At 40.3% G+C, this 17,155-nt stretch carries 11 protein-coding genes and 1 pseudogene; 5 read left to right on the top strand and 7 right to left on the bottom strand.

Annotated elements, in window-relative coordinates:
- Window positions 1-29 precede the first annotated feature (29 nt).
- Window positions 30-1,064 carry a phosphoribosylformylglycinamidine cyclo-ligase gene (gene purM / locus QP420_RS01620; protein WP_115757488.1) on the top strand — a complete coding sequence of 345 codons (1,035 nt, stop codon included), beginning with the start codon at window positions 30-32 and terminating at the stop codon, window positions 1,062-1,064.
- Window positions 1,065-1,096: 32 nt separating this feature from the next.
- The gene (gene purD, locus QP420_RS01615; protein ID WP_481616375.1) at window positions 1,097-2,374 is read left to right on the top strand and encodes a phosphoribosylamine--glycine ligase; all 1,278 of its coding nucleotides are present in this window, start codon (window positions 1,097-1,099) and stop codon (window positions 2,372-2,374) included.
- On the opposite strand, the gene QP420_RS01610 is transcribed toward purD, so the two are convergent.
- A complete protein-coding gene (locus QP420_RS01610; RefSeq protein ID WP_481616457.1) occupies window positions 2,371-4,458 on the bottom strand; it encodes an LTA synthase family protein in 2,088 nt (695 codons plus the stop codon). The two genes, purD and QP420_RS01610, sit on opposite strands and share 4 nt — an antisense overlap.
- A 287-nt stretch (window positions 4,459-4,745) precedes the next feature.
- On the opposite strand from QP420_RS01610, the gene QP420_RS01605 reads away from it, so the two are divergent.
- Window positions 4,746-6,125, top strand: a complete 1,380-nt coding sequence (locus tag QP420_RS01605; protein ID WP_481616374.1) for an alpha/beta hydrolase — start codon at window positions 4,746-4,748, stop codon at window positions 6,123-6,125.
- A gap of 2 nt (window positions 6,126-6,127) precedes the next feature.
- On the top strand, window positions 6,128-8,815 hold the full coding sequence (locus tag QP420_RS01600) for a bifunctional lysylphosphatidylglycerol flippase/synthetase MprF (RefSeq protein ID WP_481616373.1): 2,688 nt from the start codon (window positions 6,128-6,130) through the stop codon (window positions 8,813-8,815).
- A gap of 77 nt (window positions 8,816-8,892) precedes the next feature.
- On the opposite strand, the gene QP420_RS01595 is transcribed toward QP420_RS01600, so the two are convergent.
- From QP420_RS01595 to QP420_RS01570, 6 genes and pseudogenes are all read right to left on the bottom strand, one after another.
- Entirely contained in the window at window positions 8,893-11,484 is a 2,592-nt protein-coding gene (locus QP420_RS01595; protein ID WP_060786746.1) for an ATP-dependent Clp protease ATP-binding subunit, read from the bottom strand.
- Window positions 11,485-11,658: 174 nt separating this feature from the next.
- Window positions 11,659-12,559: pseudogene (locus QP420_RS01590) on the bottom strand (DUF3027 domain-containing protein); the annotation flags it as partial.
- Between the two features lie 18 nt (window positions 12,560-12,577).
- Window positions 12,578-12,967 (bottom strand): cold-shock protein, encoded by a 390-nt coding sequence (locus tag QP420_RS01585; RefSeq protein ID WP_060786747.1) that lies wholly within the window; start codon window positions 12,965-12,967, stop codon window positions 12,578-12,580.
- 171 nt (window positions 12,968-13,138) lie between these two features.
- Entirely contained in the window at window positions 13,139-15,109 is a 1,971-nt protein-coding gene (locus QP420_RS01580; RefSeq protein ID WP_415688588.1) for a sensor histidine kinase, read from the bottom strand.
- A 2-nt stretch (window positions 15,110-15,111) separates the two neighbouring features.
- The gene (locus tag QP420_RS01575) at window positions 15,112-15,852 is read right to left on the bottom strand and encodes a response regulator transcription factor (RefSeq protein WP_060786749.1); all 741 of its coding nucleotides are present in this window, start codon (window positions 15,850-15,852) and stop codon (window positions 15,112-15,114) included.
- A gap of 60 nt (window positions 15,853-15,912) precedes the next feature.
- Window positions 15,913-16,647: a TPM domain-containing protein gene (locus tag QP420_RS01570; protein WP_415688589.1), complete on the bottom strand. Its 735-nt coding sequence runs from the start codon at window positions 16,645-16,647 to the stop codon at window positions 15,913-15,915.
- A gap of 137 nt (window positions 16,648-16,784) precedes the next feature.
- Here QP420_RS01570 and QP420_RS01565 point away from each other — a divergent pair, with 137 nt between their 5' ends.
- Window positions 16,785-17,078, top strand: a complete 294-nt coding sequence (locus QP420_RS01565; protein WP_415688590.1) for a WXG100 family type VII secretion target — start codon at window positions 16,785-16,787, stop codon at window positions 17,076-17,078.
- The last annotated feature ends 77 nt before the right edge of the window (window positions 17,079-17,155 follow it).

The following is a 17,155-nucleotide window of genomic DNA, read 5'->3' as shown; positions in this document are numbered from 1 at the left end:
ACTTAAAACAAACACGAAAGGATTCTTAAATGCCAAACGCATATGAACAAGCTGGCGTTAGCGTAGAAGCTGGCTACGAGGTTGTGCGAAGAATAAAATCCCACGTAAATCGCACAAAAAGACCAGGCGTTATGGGCGGAATTGGCGGTTTTGGCGGCCTATTTGATTTAGCAAGCCTTGGATACAAAGACCCAGTGCTAATTTCTGGAACAGACGGAGTTGGCACAAAGCTTATGATTGCGCAAATGATGCAAAAGCATAATACGATTGGCATTGATTGCGTTGCTATGTGCGTAAACGATATTGCAGCTCAAGGCGCACAGCCTCTGTTCTTCCTTGATTACATTGCTTGCGGAAAAAACAATCCAGAAATACTTGAGCAAGTTGTTTCTGGCGTTGCAGACGGATGCGTGCAATCAGAAGCAGCATTAATTGGCGGAGAGACTGCAGAAATGCCAGGAATGTACGATCAAAGCGAGTACGATCTTGCGGGGTTTGCTGTAGGAGTTGCAGAAAGAGAAAACATTGTTGATGGAAGCAAAATACAAGCTGGAGACACTCTTATAGGACTTGCATCTTCGGGAGTGCACTCAAACGGATTCTCACTTGTTAGAAAAGCACTTTTTGATGTAGCTAATTACAACGTAAATAGTAAGCCAGAAGAATTGTGTGGCAAGTCTATTGGCGAAGTTCTTTTAGAGCCTACAAAAATCTACGTTAAAGCATTAAAACCGCTTTTTGCTAATCATCTTATTAAAGGCGTAGCTCATATTACAGGCGGCGGATTTATAGAAAACATTCCAAGAATGTTTGCAAATAATCTTGCAGCACAAATAGACACAAAAAAGTGGCAAGTTCCTGCAATTTTCAACCTTATTGAAAAGTCGGGTAAAGTAGACCACTCAGAAATGTTCAACGTTTTTAACATGGGAATCGGAATGGTATTAGCAATTGATGCAAATAAAGCCGATGAAGCTATGCAAATCCTTAAAAACAATAATGAACAAGCGTATGTTATTGGCAAAATGATTAAACGCGAAAACGTTGCAGTTGAGTTGTTATAATTCACAAAATCTTAAAGCATAAAGGATTAAAGATGAAAGTTTTAGTTGTAGGCTCAGGCGCACGAGAACACGCAATCGCAGTTGCATTTTTAGCAAGTAAAAGCGTTAGCGAAGTCACAGTTGCTCCTGGAAACCCAGGCATGATTAAAAGCGGAATCAAAATTGAAAACATTAGCGAATCGGATCACAACGCTTTAATCGAATTTGTTAAGAGCAACAACTACGACTTTGCTTTTATTGGCCCCGAAGTGCCTCTTATGAATGGCATTGTTGACGATTTTGAAGCTAATGGAATCCCAGCATTTGGCCCAAACAAAGCGGCTGCTCAAATTGAAGGATCTAAGGATTTTGCAAAGCAACTTATGCAAAGGCATAATATTCCAACAGCCGCCTACCAAACATTTAGCGAGCTAGAACCAGCGATCGAGTACGTTAAAAATCAAGGCGCTCCTATTGTTATTAAAGCAGACGGCTTGGCTGCTGGAAAAGGCGTAACAGTTGCCACTAGCGTTGATGAGGCGCTCGCAGCTTTAGACGATATTTTTGTAGACCATCGTTTTGGCAAAGCTGGAGCAAAAGTAGTTATAGAAGAGTTTTTAGAAGGCGAAGAATTCTCATTAATGAGTTTTGCTAACGGAACAGATTTTTGGGTTATGCCAATTTCTCAAGATCACAAGCGCGCTCATGATGGCGATACTGGCCCAAACACAGGCGGAATGGGAGCCTATAGCCCAGTTCCACAAATTAGCGATGAAGTTGTAAAACAAGCGATTGATAAAATCGTACGCCCAACTTTGCAAGCTCTTGCAAGCGAAGGCACGCCTTTTACAGGAGTTTTGTACGCTGGATTGATTAACACAGAGCAAGGCGCAAAAGTCATAGAATTTAACGCTCGCTTTGGAGACCCAGAAACAGAGGTTGTTCTTCCAAGACTTACTAGCGACTTTGGCGAAGCTATTTTTAACATTTTGCATGGCAAAGAACCAGCATTTACTTGGATTAAAAATGGCGTAACTCTTGGCGTTGTGTTAGCAAGCAAAGGATACCCTGGAAAGCTTGTTACAGGAACACCTCTGCCACAAATCACTCTTAATAGCGCAGATCAAAATGTTTACTATTCTGGTGTTAAATTAGACGAAAACAATAATCTTGTAACGTCTTCTGGAAGAGTGGCACTTTTGCAAGTGAATGGCAAAGATGTTAAAGATGCTCAATCAAAAGCCTATAGCATATTAGACAATCTTAATCTTTCTAACATGTTTTATAGGCACGACATTGCAACTAAAGCACTTAAAGCATTGAAAAATTAAAAACCAAGAAAGTTTGTGTTTTTAAGATAATGCTTTCCAGCTGTAATATCGTATTGAATCAAACGGTAATCATGCAATAATTGTTTAGTTTCTTTGTTCATACTACTAGCAATCATTGGCTTTCCGCTTGGATTCAAGTAAATTGGCTGGCCTTGCGGAATTCTATCCCACCCCTGAATCTTATTTACTACAGGAGGCTCCATTGCACTAATCTTTTCGTGCAATCTTGTAAGGAATGCAAGATATGGCGAAACTTTAGAATTTGTGTGAGACGCCACTTGCGATATAAAGAAGTTTGGAGAAGAATAAGAATCTTTGACTTTATTCTTCTTAGCATTATTATCTCTAGAATTATCTTCTTTTTGCTTATTTTCTCTTGCTTTTTTATTTGACCAAATAAAGTAATCAGTTAGATGCAAATCAAGAGAATTATTCTCATCATCGCTGGCAGTACTATATATTCCAGGAAGATGATCTCCATAGAATACAACAGTCACTGGCTTATCTATAGAATCCAAGTCATTTAAGAACTCTTGAGTTGCTTTATCTGTGTAACTCACTCCCTTAGCGTATGTTTCAATCGAAGATATTTCCGAGCTTCCAAGCTTTGGCGAGCCAGGCTTTGAACTAGCCTTAAAATCATTGTTCTTATACCAATTCCTAAATGGCATATGATTTTGCATTGTGACTATTTGCACAAACTGGTTATTCTTGCTTGAGGCGATTTTTTCAAACGCACTTTTATACGCAGACTCGTCGCAAACATAAGGCGATTTATCAAGCATATTTTTGTGCGCAATAACATTAGGAGATTCTAGCGAGTAGAACTTACTAAAACCAAACTTCTTATAGTTTGTTGAGCGCAAGTACATGCTAGGCTCATATGGGTGGAATGCTATGGAATTCGCTTCACTACCCCAATATTGATTAATCGTAGGAGTCCAAGAAGAATTTGGAACAAGCTGCTGATACGGGCTTGTAAGAGATGAGTTAAAGTTCACCATGCTCAATCCCGTAAGAGACATATATTCAAGATTTGCAGTTCCTCCGCCGTAGCCAGAAGAAAGCATTAAACCGCTATCTGTTTTCTCTTTCAAAGAGCTTATAAATGGCATTGGATTCTTATTTAGTTGCAATCCAGGAACTCTTATTGGATTAGAGAATGATTCCGAAAGCACATAAACAACAGTATTATCGGAGATTTTCGACTTTCTAGAAGCGTTTATTTTCTTTGCTTCATTATTGTATTTTTCTAGCAAAGCGCTCATAGTTCGCTCATTGTAATCCGCAGGCTTATCCATAACCTTTGGGTTTACTTGCCTTAAAAATGCCACTAAAGTACCGTTTCTTTGAGCGTCGTAAACGGAGTCCCACATTGATGGCGTGTCTCCCATAAACTTAGCAAAATTGTTTGCGCTAGAATCAACAGTTCCAACTGTGCAAATATACCATCCAAAAGTCGCTAATAATGCGATTACAGTTGCAATACGAACCAAAATCGCAGTTCTTAAATCTGCAATAATAACAATTTTCCCATGATTTGCATCCAAAACATGCATTAAAACAGCAACAATCCAAGTTATTATAACGGCAACAATAGAGCTAAAAATAACGGCGTTAGCATTGTCTGGAAGAAAAGATGCAATGTTTCCAGTGTTGCTTTTTAAAAAGTTTAAGTCGGCTGGAAGAATCGTTTCGTATCGAACGTTTACCTTCATATATTCAATAACAGAAACAATTATTGACGTACTAACCAAAATTGCAGACGCAATCCAAAAACGATTTATGATTATTAACAAAATCCCATAAATCAACGCAACAATAAGAAGATTAAGCACAAAAACAAAATTAAGCTTAAGCCACATTTTTGAAATTATGTTCCATGCGCTAGCCGAAAGCGAGGAAGTCATTTCCACTCGCCCAGAACGCTGAACAGAAAGCTGCACAATCATAACTGTTATTGCGCATAAAACAACAAACATAACAGAGTACGCCCAGCGAGCAATCGTAAGCTTAAAATGCTCAAATCGCCTAAAAATTGTAAGAGAATTGCTTAATGGCAATTTTTCACCCTTCTGATTCATGCCCATGTTTAATGCCTAATGTTTAATACATGTTTAAGTCTTAATACATATTACGTATACATATTACGTACGCATCTGCTTTACACATACATCTTAAGTATCACTATCGTCATACCAGCAATCGCAGTATTATAAATATTCATACTTTTGGTGTATTGTAATAAGTTCTACAGTCTATATCATTATAATAGATGACAAAATATAGAAAATTTTAAGGATTATATACTATATTTGCAATGGTTGTGTTTGTTGGCTCCAATCTAGCGAGGTTTTAAGGAACAGTAAGAATGAAGCAATTTGTTGCCACAATTAACTTAATGCACGGCATTTTACCTGTAAGCGTATTCGCAATATCTGGGTTATGCCTAGCTGTTCTTTTAATTACAAAACCTAAAGGGTCAAAGTATTTTTCAAAACTCTTAACTCAACTAGGCTCGGCATTTTTATTCGCCATTATTTTTGGATTCATAACTTGGCTTATATCCGACGTTTTTCTTGTGTTTGGCGTAAGTCTGGGATGGCTTGTTATCTCCTCTATTGCAGCAGGATTTGCAGCCGTAGGTTTTGCACTAAGCGCAGCAATAATATCTAAAGGATTTAGAAGAGCCTTTGCTATTTTTTCAATCATCTTGTTTGTTCTGGCAACAATGATTCGCGTAAACATGATTTACGGAGAATACACAACAATCGGGTCTGTTTTTGGATTAGGAAACTACCCAAAGCTAGAAGAGCACAATAAGCATAATGCCGTTATGGAAATTAAAGATTGGAATTTGCTAGCAGAACAAAACAAACTTCCTAAAATGCCAGCTAAGGGTATTAGCCGTTCAGTTAGAATTCCGGCAACGCAATCAAACTTCCGAGCAAGAATCGCAAACGTGTATCTTCCTCCAGCAGCTCTAACGCGATTAGCGCCAAAACTTCCTGTAATGATTCTTCTTTCCGGACAGCCAGGAAGCCCTAATAGACTATTTGCTGCAAGCGAAATAGTGAATACTTTAGACGCTTACGCTAAAAAACACAATGGTTTAGCTCCGATTGTTGTTTCCCCAGACCAAAATGGCACTTCAACACATAATTCACTTTGCGCAGACACAAAGATTTATGGAAACGCTCAAACTTATTTAACTAAAGATGTTGTTAACTGGGTTCGTAAAAATCTTCCAGCTAGCAAAGATCCAGCACTTTGGCTTATGGGAGGATTTTCTCAAGGCGGAACTTGCGCAACTCAAATAGTTCCAGCATATCCAAAGTTGTTTGGAAACATGTATTCTGCTGGCGGAGAGCTAGAACCAACGTACAAGAATCGAAAAGAAACAATAAACCGTTATTTTAACGGCAATCGCAAGGAATACGAAAAGCATATTCCGTCAAACATAATGAGAAAAAATGCTCCATTAAATCAAAACTATTATTCAGTAGCTGGAGCTTGGGATCCTAAGTCTCAAGTAAATCAGTCTACTATTGCAATGGCAGCGCATAAGGCTGGAATAAGCGTTATAACAATGATTTCTAAAGGCTCTGGCCACGATTGGCATACGGTTCAAAACGGATTAAAGGTTGCAATTGATCATCTTTGCAAAGACGCTGGAATAGCAAAGCATGATCCAGATTTAAGCTCTTATAGTAATATTCAAGTGGTTGTTAATCAGAAGGTGAGGCGATAAACATGCCAAACTTTTTATCAAAAAATCACAAGTCAACAGCAAAACATCATTTATCTATACTAAGTAATGATGTTAGAATCTGGCTGTCTCAGAGAGTTCTTGCAGTAAAAATCACGCTTGTATTTTTGCTTATAAACCTTTTACATTGGATTTTCCGTACCGTAATGCACATTTACACTTACGGCACAAACGCTACACTTGCACAGTTTTTCTCGTACCATAAGCCAAAAATTGGCTCCACATTCCTTTTTGGGCATAGAAACATTCCTCAACTTTTGCTTAAACTGTTCCATTCGCTTTTCTTTGTAAACAGTTTTCCGTCTCTAGCTGTTAACGCTATTCTTTCTTTGGTTTTAATCGGATTAGCAGAAACAAGAATTGGAAAAATACGCTTGCTTTTTGTTTCTGTATCTAGCACGCTTATTGGAACTTTGCTAGGACTCACACTAATTGGCAATCTTTCGGCAATTATTCGCAACATGCATTGGATTACGAGAATACCAATTAGACTTTCGCCTTTTACGCTTTTTGTTGGCGCGTTTATGTCTGCAGCAACATGCGAATCAATATTATGGCGCAGACGAATGCTTGTTTTGGGATATTCAATAACCTCGGCAATGCTTCTTTATAGTGGAAATCCTGGAGATTATTGCACGATTTTTGCGGCGATTTGCGGCCATATTATTGGCAATGTAATGAACAAAAACAACGAAACTAATACCACTAAAAGCGCAAGCTGGTGGCATGGAACAGACTACGAAATTAGGCGTCTTTTTTCAATAACGCAGCTTATTATGGCGTTAGGCCCTGTTCTTGCATTGTCTTCAAGATCTCACGCTGGAATACTAACAACACTAGGCTTGTTTATGTCTCCACAAATGGGTACAAAACCTTGGCTTGCAAGATGTATATCGAACTATAGCTCCAGCAGCTGTTTGCTTCATTCTGGCTTGCAACACGCAACAATTGGCGGTCTTTGGATTCGCATTCTTTTGCCTATTGTTACTCTAATGATTATATCTTGGGGTCTTTTACGCGGAAGGCGACTTGCAGCTTATGCTGCTATAACAATTAACGGGCTTACGGCTGTGTATGCAACCATGTACTTTGCAATTTTGCCGTTGATTGCAGCTAAGCAAGCTATGATTTCTCACAAGAATAATGCCACATCTATAGCCTTTATGCTTACCGCTCTGCCTCCGCTATTAATTGCAATACTATTGTTTATAAACATAAAGCACTTCCAAAATCATAGCGACAAGTTTGAGCGAAGAATTGGCTTAACAGCAATAGTTTTGGCCATATTATCTACTGGAATAGGCTACATTTGCTTTGGATTAATTGCACCTAACGAGTTTAAACCTCATGCAGACTTGCATCATTTACTGCAAGATCTTCCAGGGCGTTGGATGCCTATGGGATTTGGCTTAAGATCAAACGCAATGCTTACTCCTCTAACGCCTCTTGCATCTGCTACTGCTCAGTGCGTGGGAGTTCTTCTTTGGATTGTTCTTTTTGTTGTTTGCCTTATGTGGTTTAAAAACAAAGTTACAATTAACGAAGAAGACCGCAAAAAAGCAAGTCAGTTAGTTCATTTTGGCGGAGACACAATGAGCTTTATGACTACTTGGCCAGATAATCACTATTGGTTCTCCAACACAGAACGCTCGGCAATAGCATACAGGCTTAAGTACGGAATTGCTTTAACTTTGACTGGTCCTTTTGGAGACAAATCTGAATATAATCAAGATTTAAAATCATTTATTAAGCTTTGTGAGCAAAATTCTTGGTCTCCAGCATTCTACGCTGTGCACGATGAAGATAGAAAAAACCTAGAATCTCTTGGTTTTATGTCTATTAAAGTTGGAAGCGATATGCTAGTTTACCCTAAAGAATGGCAAACTAGAGGTAAAAAATGGCAGGATATTCGTACTGCTATAAATAAAGCTAAGCGCGATGGCATAACAGATGTTCTTAGCACCTACAACGAAGCTCCGTGGAATGTTAAGCAACAGATTATTGAGATTTCGGAAGAGTGGGCAGAACTTAAATCTCTTCCCGAGATGAAATTTACTCTTGGCGGATTAGAAGAATTGCACGATTCTAGAGTAAAGATTTTGTACGCGATTGACGATAATGGCAAAGTTCTTGGCGTAACCAGCTGGATGCCTACTTATAGCAACAATCGCGTAATCGGCTGGACTCTTGATTTTATGCGTCATAGAACAGATAGTCCTAATGGAATTATGGAACTTCTTATTGCGCGAATGGCAGAACGCTTAAGAGACGAAGGCCTTGAGAATCCAGAATCTGCTGTAGAGTTTATGAGCCTTTCTGCAGCTCCTCTTGCAGGAATAACCGATATTTGCGATTCGGAAGATTCTAGTAATTCGGCCTCTTTGCAAAATAAAGATAGCGTTATTAATAACCAAAACGAAATAATTGTTCATACTCTAGAGATGATGTCGGATATTTTGGAGCCAGCGTACGGTTTTAAATCGTTGTACTTCTTTAAGAAAAAATTCCAACCAACTAATAGGCCTGTGTATATATGCTATTGTGATTCTGCAAAGCTTGCGCAAATATCTCTAGCTGTTACAAGCTCTTATTTGCCAGAAACAAATCCAAAGCAAATTCTAGAAATGATAAAAACGCTTAAAAAAGACACGAATCAAAAAAATCTCCGTTAACTTGCGGCATTATAGCTTGCATGTTAACGGAGACTAAATTTATTAAGAAATCTTAATTAAGATTTTAAATCGTACAACTAAGATTCAGATTCAGCGGATTCTTGCGATTCTGCGGATTCTTGCGATTCAGTTGAATCTAAAGAATCAGTTGCATCCAAAGATTCAACTGGCTTAGAGCTGCTATCTGCTGAATCAAACTTTCTGCCACGGAAAATAAATTCTCCAAGCAATCCTTCGCCTTCAGCATCAACCTCAACGCATTCGCCGTCTGTTAAATCGCCAAGCAAAATCTTCTCGCTAATTGCATCTTCAATGTCTCGCTGAATAACTCTGCGTAGCGGCCTTGCTCCAAGAAGTGGATCAAAGCCCTTCTGCGCAAGAAGATTCTTAGCCTTGTCTGTAAGTTCCAAAGCCATATGGCGCTCAAAGAGTCGATCATTTAAACGCTTAACGTCTAAGTCAACAATCTGGCGAACTTCTGGCTCCGTAAGCTGACGGAACACAATAGTATCGTCTAAGCGATTTAAGAACTCTGGGCGGAATTGACGCTTAAGCTCGGAATTAACCTGATCCTTCATGCGCTGATAAGACGCATCCGCATTGTTTCCAAGACTAAAGCCAGTATTTGCCGCCTTAGCAATATCTCGAGTACCAAGATTTGTAGTCAAGATAATAATCGTGTTCTTAAAATCAACTTTTCGCCCCTGACCATCTGTTAAGTGGCCATCGTCCAAAACTTGCAACAATGTGTTGAAAATATCTGGATGAGCTTTTTCAATCTCGTCAAACAAGACCACAGAGAATGGCTTTCTACGAACCTTCTCTGTAAGCTCGCCACCTTCCTCATAGCCAACATAGCCTGGAGGCGCACCAAAAAGACGGGAAGCTGCATACTTTTCTGCAAACTCCGACATATCTACACGAATAAGAGCATCGTCGTCATCAAACAAGAACTGAGCCAAAGTCTTAGCAAGTTCCGTTTTACCAACGCCAGTAGGTCCAGCAAAAATAAACGATCCAGAAGGACGCTTTGGATCTTTTAAGCCAACTCGCGCACGACGAATAGAGCGAGAAAGCGCACAAACAGCCTCATCTTGGCCAATAATGCGCTTATGCAGCTCTGCTTCCATACCAAGCAGCTTTTTAGATTCTGCCTGAGTTAGCTTAACAACAGGAATACCAGTTGTATTCGAAACAACAGATGCAATAACATCTTCGTCTACAACCATATTCACATTGGATTCGCCTTCTCGCCAAGCTTGCTCTTTAGTCTTGCGATCTTCCTCTAGCTTTTCTTGCTCATCGCGCAAATCAGCTGCTTTTTCAAAGTCTTGATTCTTAATAGCTTCGTCTTTTTTATCGGAAAGCTTAGAAATCTTAGAATCAAGTTCTTTAAGCTCAGGAGGCTCTGTTAAGCGCTTAATACGCAAGCGAGCGCCAGCTTCGTCAATCAAGTCAATTGCCTTATCTGGCAAATTTCTATCTTGAATATATCGAGCAGACATTTCGGCTGCAGCTTGTAAAGCACCATCTGTAATAGTCACATGATGATGATTCTCGTAACGCGCACGCAAGCCCTTTAGAATCTCAATTGTTTCTGCAATAGAAGGTTCTTGAACCTGAATAGGCTGGAATCTGCGTTCCAAAGCCGCATCCTTTTCAATATACTTTCTATATTCGTCTGTAGTTGTAGCACCAATTGTTTGTAGCTCACCACGCGCAAGCATAGGCTTAAGCATATCGGAAGCACCTAAGGCACCATCTGCAGAGCCTGCTCCAACAATAGTGTGAATCTCGTCAATAAATAGAACAATATCTCCGCGAGTCTTAATCTCTTTAAGCACCTTCTTTAAGCGCTCTTCAAAATCACCGCGGTAACGAGACCCAGCAATCATTGAGCCAAGGTCAAGAGAATAAACTTGCTTGCCTTTTAGTGTTTCTGGCACATCCCCAGCAACAATCTTTTGCGAAAGACCTTCTACAACAGCTGTTTTTCCAACACCTGGCTCGCCAATAAGAACAGGATTATTCTTTGTTCTTCTAGAAAGAACAACCATAACGCGTTCAATCTCTTTAGAACGCCCAATAACAGGATCAAGCTTGCCCTGCTGCGCTTCGGTTGTAAGATTTCTTCCAAACTGGTCTAGCAAAGCAGAACCAGACTGATTGCGCTTATCTTGTACTCCTCCAGCGTTGGCAAGATCGGCACCTTGACCATCTGCAGGTATGCCAGAATTGCCACGAATCAAATCCATTGCTGTGCTACGAAGGTCGCCTAAATCAACCTCCATTTTAATAAGCACTTGCGTTCCAACGCCTTCGCCTTCTCTAATAAGGCCTAGAAGAATATGCTCCGTGCCAATATAACTATGGCCAAGCTGTAAAGCTTCACGCAAACTAAGCTCAAGCACTTGCTTAGCATGCGGAGTAAAAGGTATGTGGCCGCTAGGAGAAACCGTTCCAATGCCAATCATCTCTTTTACTTGTTTGCGCGTACCGTCTAAATCTACACCTTTTGCACTCAAGGCTTTTGCGGCTATTCCTTCGCCTTCTCTAATAAGGCCTAAAAGAATATGCTCCGTGCCAATGTAGTTATGCTGAAGAGCGCGCGCTTCTTCTTGAGCTAACACAATAACACGCCGAGCGCGGTCAGTGAACCGTTCAAACATAATTGCCTTCCGTTTTTATCCTTCGTTCCATGGTAACGAGTTGCCATGACTCTAGCACAATGCCACAGTCTAGAATCTTCCAGCACTAATCATTTGATTCATTGGATTGCGAATCATCGTCGTTACTTTTTTCGCTATCCAACTCGTTTTCAACGTGTGTATGCTTAAGTCGCTCCTGGCGATTTTCTTTACTATCTTCGATTGCCTCTTCTATAAGCTCAACGTCTGCACGCTCTTCTCTAGGTGATTGAGGCACAACTTCAATGTGATAATCGTCGTAAGCTGGCTCCGATTGAATCCAAAGCTGAGAAGGCTCTGGGGGCTCTATTTCGGAATGTTCTCCACATCCGTGATCAAGCGCCACCACTCGCCCATCATCTGGACTCCACATATTTGCGCAAACGCCAAACATGTTTCCCAAGCTTCCTGCAAGTGGAATCATAAAACCACAAGATGAACATGCTTTTCCGTCTGCAATCTTAGTAGAAAGCGACTTTGGTCCATGCTGGCCTGCATACCATCTTTTTGCAGTTTGAGCTATAGCCTGAGCGGTCATAACCCTTTTTCTGGTTAATCGGAAAGTTTCAACAGCCTCTTCAAAATCTTCTGTTGATTCGCCATTTTCCGTATTCTCTGTATGCTCTGCGTCTGTATGCTCTACATCTTTTTGCTCTGTGTCTGCTGGCGATTCTTGAGCGTCTTCATTATTTTGCTCATTAACGCCTTCTTCTAGCCTGGAGTCATCTTCGGCAGTTCCAATGGAATCCATAACCGAAAGATCTGTAGGCTTAAGCCTGTCTTTCCAAGGAATCCAAGGAGGAGGAAGTAACGAATCTTCTGTTGGAGCAAGACTGGATTCGTTAACCGTCCAACGCCCAGCATCTTCGTCGTGATACAGCGTTACCGACCATTGCCAGCCTTCATACCCAAGCATAGTGCAGGCAAAACGAAAATCGGTAACATTGCTACCAATATCCACTTTCCCTACAAAATCGCCTACAGCGTTTTCGCGCTCAGAAGTTTCCACAGCAACTTTATAAGCAAGATCCTGTGGATTTATTACTTCATCTTCCATAAAAAATCCTGTTAACTGTTAATCTTGTACGTCAAAATTATCTGCCACAGCACGCAGCAAATGAGCAAGCTTCTTACTTTCTGCACTAGACGGATAATGGCGTCTGCGCAAGCCGTTGCCAGCAGAATCCAAAAGCTTAATAAGATCTTCTACAATTGCAGCCATGTCTTCTGCCTTTGGCCTTGTAGCTTTTACCAAAGAAGGAGCAGAAGCCACAAGGGTAAGTCCCATTGCCTGCGGGCCTTTACGACCTTCTACAACAGAAAATTCAACGCGTGCACCTTTACGCAATTCTTTTACTGATTCTGGCAATGCAGAAGAAGGCAAAAACACATCTTTGCCGTCTTCATCTACTATAAAGCCATATCCCTTTTTGGAATCATACCAACGAACGCGCCCGTTGGGCATAACACACCTCACTCAAATTCACTAAACTTTATGCGAACTATCTATTTTACTACAATCCACATAATCTCTAAAGATTCACACTGCTTCCATTGTAGCGCATGAATCTAGAACAATCTAAATAATCCAGAACAATCTTAAAAACAATATGCAGAACATCTAGAATAGATTAGTCTATTTTTCTGTTTTCTCTACATCGATTGCATTGCTAGCATTATTAGTATTGCTTGTATCCTCATCAAGAATAACGTTTGGAAGCACAACCGTAAGCGTTAAGCCATGAGGCTTAGAATCCTCCGAGCCATCATTTTTCAATTCAACGCCACTCATTGTGTTATCAATAGAATCATCTTCATTATCTTGATTAGAACTAGTTCTATATGCACAAGACGTTGTTGCACAAATAAAACCATGATGTGCCTTAACAACAGATTGCGCAATAGACATACCCAGACCCGTACCGCCTTTTTCTCTGGCTCTAGAAGGATCAGCAATATAGAAACGCTCGAAAATATGAGGCAAGGATTCTTCTGGAACACCAGGACCGTGGTCAACAACTCTAATAACAACATACGAATTGCCAGCGCCCGTTGATTGGCTAACTTCTGCAGCTTCCAAAAAATCCTTAAGAGACTTAGAAACAGAGCTCATTTTTTGCAAAGCTTCGGGACTAATCGAAGCTTTAAAAATCCCCATTCCTATTTCTACTGGAGAATCAGTTGGAGTATAACGATGAATGTTTCCAACAATATTAGTAAGAACTTGGCGTAATCTTGCCCCATCGCCCTTTAACATAACATTAGGCAGCTGCCCTGGAGTAAAAATAAATTTTCGATCAAGACTACAATTTGTAGGCTTAGAACAATCCATTAGCTTTAAGTCGTCTGCTAAATGCAAAGTTCCTTGTTGAACAACTCTAACTTGATCAAGCGCTCGCAAATCATTTGCAGCATCTTTAAGAATTGGCGTTACATTAACAGTTTGAGAAACATTGATTCCTCGCCCCTCGTCAAATCGCGCTAGCGAAAGCAAATCTTCAACAAGCTCCGTCATTCTTTCGCTGGAAGCTTTAATGTGAGCAATAGAATCATCCGCCTTCTCTTGCTGCCCTGGAACACCTCTCCACATGTAATACAACTCGGCATAACCGTGGATTGCTGCCAAAGGCGTTCTAAGCTCATGGCTAGCGTCCGAAACAAAACGCTTCATTTTTTCTGTCATTGCTTCTTGATCATTAAAGCCTTGCTCAATCCTAGAAAGCATTGAGTTTAGCGAAGCTGCCAAAGAACCAACTTCCGTATTTTCTGGAGCCGAAGGAACTCGCCTGCTTAAATCTCCAGAAGCAATTTTAGACGCAGTTTTTTCTATTCGTTTTAGTGGAACAAGCGTTGACTGAATAATCAAAGCAGCCAAAACCGCTCCAAGGAGAATCACAGTTATACTAACCATTAAGCAGTATCGCGTAAGCGTATCCAAAGTGTCCATTTGGTCGCTTAACGAAAGCGCTATATAAACGTAACCCCTAACACGCATTTCTGAGTTGTAACCGCTTCGCTGACCCCATGTAAGAACCAGCACACGCCACGGCGACTGAGCAACCTTTGCAGTTGCCTCATCAATGCTTTTAAGATCACCCTTAACTACTGCAGGAGATGTAAAAGGCTTTCTTTTTACAACAACGTTGTTAATTTCACCATCTTCTGGAAGCGTTGGCATAGAAACAACATTCCCCTTAAGAGGTGGAACTAACGGAGTTGTAATAATCTTGTTGTTAGTGTCTCGAATTTGCAAAAAATAATCGTTAGGGCCAACCGTAGGCTCTTTTGAATCTTTGCTTCTAAGCAAATCTATATTGTCGTAAATAAGCTGAGCCTGGTCTGCCAACTGAGCATCAGTTTTATCCAGCAAGTAGCTTCCAACTAACTGCCTAATCGATAAAGATATGCAAAATGCAGCAATAGTTAAAACAACAAGAGTACATGCCAGTAATCGAGTGCTTAGCGGTATTGCATCAAGATGTTTGCGCATCCATTTTCTTGCTTTATGATCTTTATTAGAATTCGCTTCTTTGCCGTCATAATCCGAGTTCTCGCTAGCAACAGCAGGATTATAAATAGCGACTTCCGTAGATTTGCCACTATTCATAATCAGGCTTGCCCTGCCTTTGGAACACGAATCATGTAACCGATTCCACGCTTGGTCTCAATAAGCGGAACAACTTTCTTTAACGAACCATCGTCGTTCTTAATCTCAATGCCGTCGATTTTCTTTCTAAGATAAGAAATGTAGGATTCAACAATTGCAGCGTCTCCACCCCAATCGTACTGCCAAACGTGATTAAGAATCTGGCTTTTAGACAAAACTCTGCCTTCGTTATCCATTAAATAATGCAAAAGCTTGTATTCTGTAGGGCTTAGTTCGATTGGAACTCCAGCTCTAGAAACATCGTGAGAATCCTCATTAATCTCTAAATCTGCAACTTTAACAACAGGAGTGTCTTCTTCTGCCTCCTGGGTTCTGCGTAGAATTGCTCGAATTCTAGCAACTACTTCTTCTAGGCTAAATGGCTTAGTAACGTAGTCGTCTCCGCCAACCGTTAAGCCCATAATCTTATCTTGCGTATCGTCTCTTGCAGTAAGGAACAACACCGGAACAGCTACACCGTTTTGACGAATTCGCCTTGTAACGGTAAAACCGTCTATATCTGGCAGCATAACGTCCATAACAATAAGATCTGGATGAACACGTTCTATAACTTCAATTGCTTCCGACCCAGAAGCAGCGGTTTCTACGTCAAATCCTGCAAAATGCAACGATGCAACTAAAAGTTCGCGAATTGAAGGTTCGTCGTCGACCACAACAATTGATGCTTCTACATTCTTACCCATACTGTTTAGCATCACTTATAAAGCTGAATGTTTCCTGAGTGTTTCCTGAAAAAAATAGATTTATTTGTGCGCAGCATGCCTTCTCTTGGCTTTTCTAAATCCTAGTGCAACTTGCTTTAACACGTAATTTCTTCTATACAAAATAAGCGCAACAATGGCAAATAATGCAAGAATTACAACAATCATCACAACAGTTGCAATAATGCTTGTTGAAGGTGTAATCGACGTTCTTTTTGCGCGAATAATCTGCTTCATAAGCGAAATCGCAGATTTAGACCAGTCGGCTCCTTGCGCACTAACTAATGGCCTATAGGCTGCATCCGACAACAAGTCGACGGTTGTTTTTCTTTTAAGCCATTCATCGGAATTAGGCGAAACTGCCACAACAAGTCTTCCATCGTGAGTGGCAACTGCTAAAAGAACAGTATTTGCAGCAGGATTTGTGCTTGTTAATAAATCGCTAGCCCACTTTGATGGATCTTTGCTGCCACTAAAATTAGCTAAATAAAGAAGTCGCACAGAAACACCTGTTTGCTTTTTTGTGCTAGCAATCATGTCGGAAACTTTTGCAACAGAGTCCCCTAGAAGATTTTCTGTATCTGTGATTGAATCCGTAGTAACAATGCCATAATTATTAGGATTTTTATTTGCCGAATCGCTATTTTTTGACTTTTCTTGAGCAAAAACAGGGCTGGCAAATAAAGCAATTTGACCCAAAAACACAAGTATTATAAAGGCGCATAAGCCTTTAACCACATTAGTAAAAAAATCTTTGACAAAATCGCTTGACGGCATATATTCATAATACCGTGTTTTTAGATTACAAGAAACAATAGCAAAAATTGGGTTTAATACGTCATTTCTACACAAGCATTAAATAACACGGAGATAAAGCATAACAAAACACAATTTACAAGCATTAAGGAGTAAAAATGGCACAATTTAGAGTTGATTCAGAACAGATTCAGCAATCTGCTGCAGCAGTTGGATCTTCGATTAATGCAATTCGAGATGCAACTAACGGAATGTACGCAAATCTTCAGCAGCTGCAAAGCGTGTGGACTGGTCCTGCTGCCACTCAGTTTGCAACAACCGCCACACAATGGCGAGCAGCGCACCAGCAAATGGAACAATCACTAGAGGCAATTCAGCTTGCAATGCAAAATGCTTCTAACATCTACATGGATACAGAAGCGCAAGCAACATCGCTATTTGCAATGAACTAAACAAGTTACAAAAACAAGTTACAAAAACAAAAACATGAGCGGCAAAGCCAAAACTTTACCGCTCATGCCTGATAACT

The organism is Bifidobacterium sp. UMB1197 (assembly GCF_030217745.1).
In the GTDB taxonomy this organism is placed as follows: domain Bacteria; phylum Actinomycetota; class Actinomycetes; order Actinomycetales; family Bifidobacteriaceae; genus Bifidobacterium; species Bifidobacterium vaginale_B.
Note: the sequence above shows the minus strand (reverse complement) of the source record. Positions and strands in the feature narration are given on the sequence as shown.

What these genes read in the sequence shown, in the direction of transcription:
- QP420_RS01595 (WP_060786746.1), bottom strand. Translation starts at nt 11,484, where the DNA reads ATGTTTGAACGGTTCACTGACCGCGCTCGGCGTGTTATTGTGTTAGCT.
- QP420_RS01580 (WP_415688588.1), bottom strand. Translation starts at nt 15,109, where the DNA reads ATGAATAGTGGCAAATCTACGGAAGTCGCTATTTATAATCCTGCTGTT.
- purD (WP_481616375.1), top strand. Translation starts at nt 1,097, where the DNA reads ATGAAAGTTTTAGTTGTAGGCTCAGGCGCACGAGAACACGCAATCGCA.
- QP420_RS01570 (WP_415688589.1), bottom strand. Translation starts at nt 16,647, where the DNA reads ATGCCGTCAAGCGATTTTGTCAAAGATTTTTTTACTAATGTGGTTAAA.
- QP420_RS01600 (WP_481616373.1), top strand. Translation starts at nt 6,128, where the DNA reads ATGCCAAACTTTTTATCAAAAAATCACAAGTCAACAGCAAAACATCAT.
- QP420_RS01585 (WP_060786747.1), bottom strand. Translation starts at nt 12,967, where the DNA reads ATGCCCAACGGGCGCGTTCGTTGGTATGATTCCAAAAAGGGATATGGC.
- QP420_RS01565 (WP_415688590.1), top strand. Translation starts at nt 16,785, where the DNA reads ATGGCACAATTTAGAGTTGATTCAGAACAGATTCAGCAATCTGCTGCA.
- QP420_RS01610 (WP_481616457.1), bottom strand. Translation starts at nt 4,458, where the DNA reads ATGAATCAGAAGGGTGAAAAATTGCCATTAAGCAATTCTCTTACAATT.
- QP420_RS01575 (WP_060786749.1), bottom strand. Translation starts at nt 15,852, where the DNA reads ATGGGTAAGAATGTAGAAGCATCAATTGTTGTGGTCGACGACGAACCT.
- purM (WP_115757488.1), top strand. Translation starts at nt 30, where the DNA reads ATGCCAAACGCATATGAACAAGCTGGCGTTAGCGTAGAAGCTGGCTAC.
- QP420_RS01605 (WP_481616374.1), top strand. Translation starts at nt 4,746, where the DNA reads ATGAAGCAATTTGTTGCCACAATTAACTTAATGCACGGCATTTTACCT.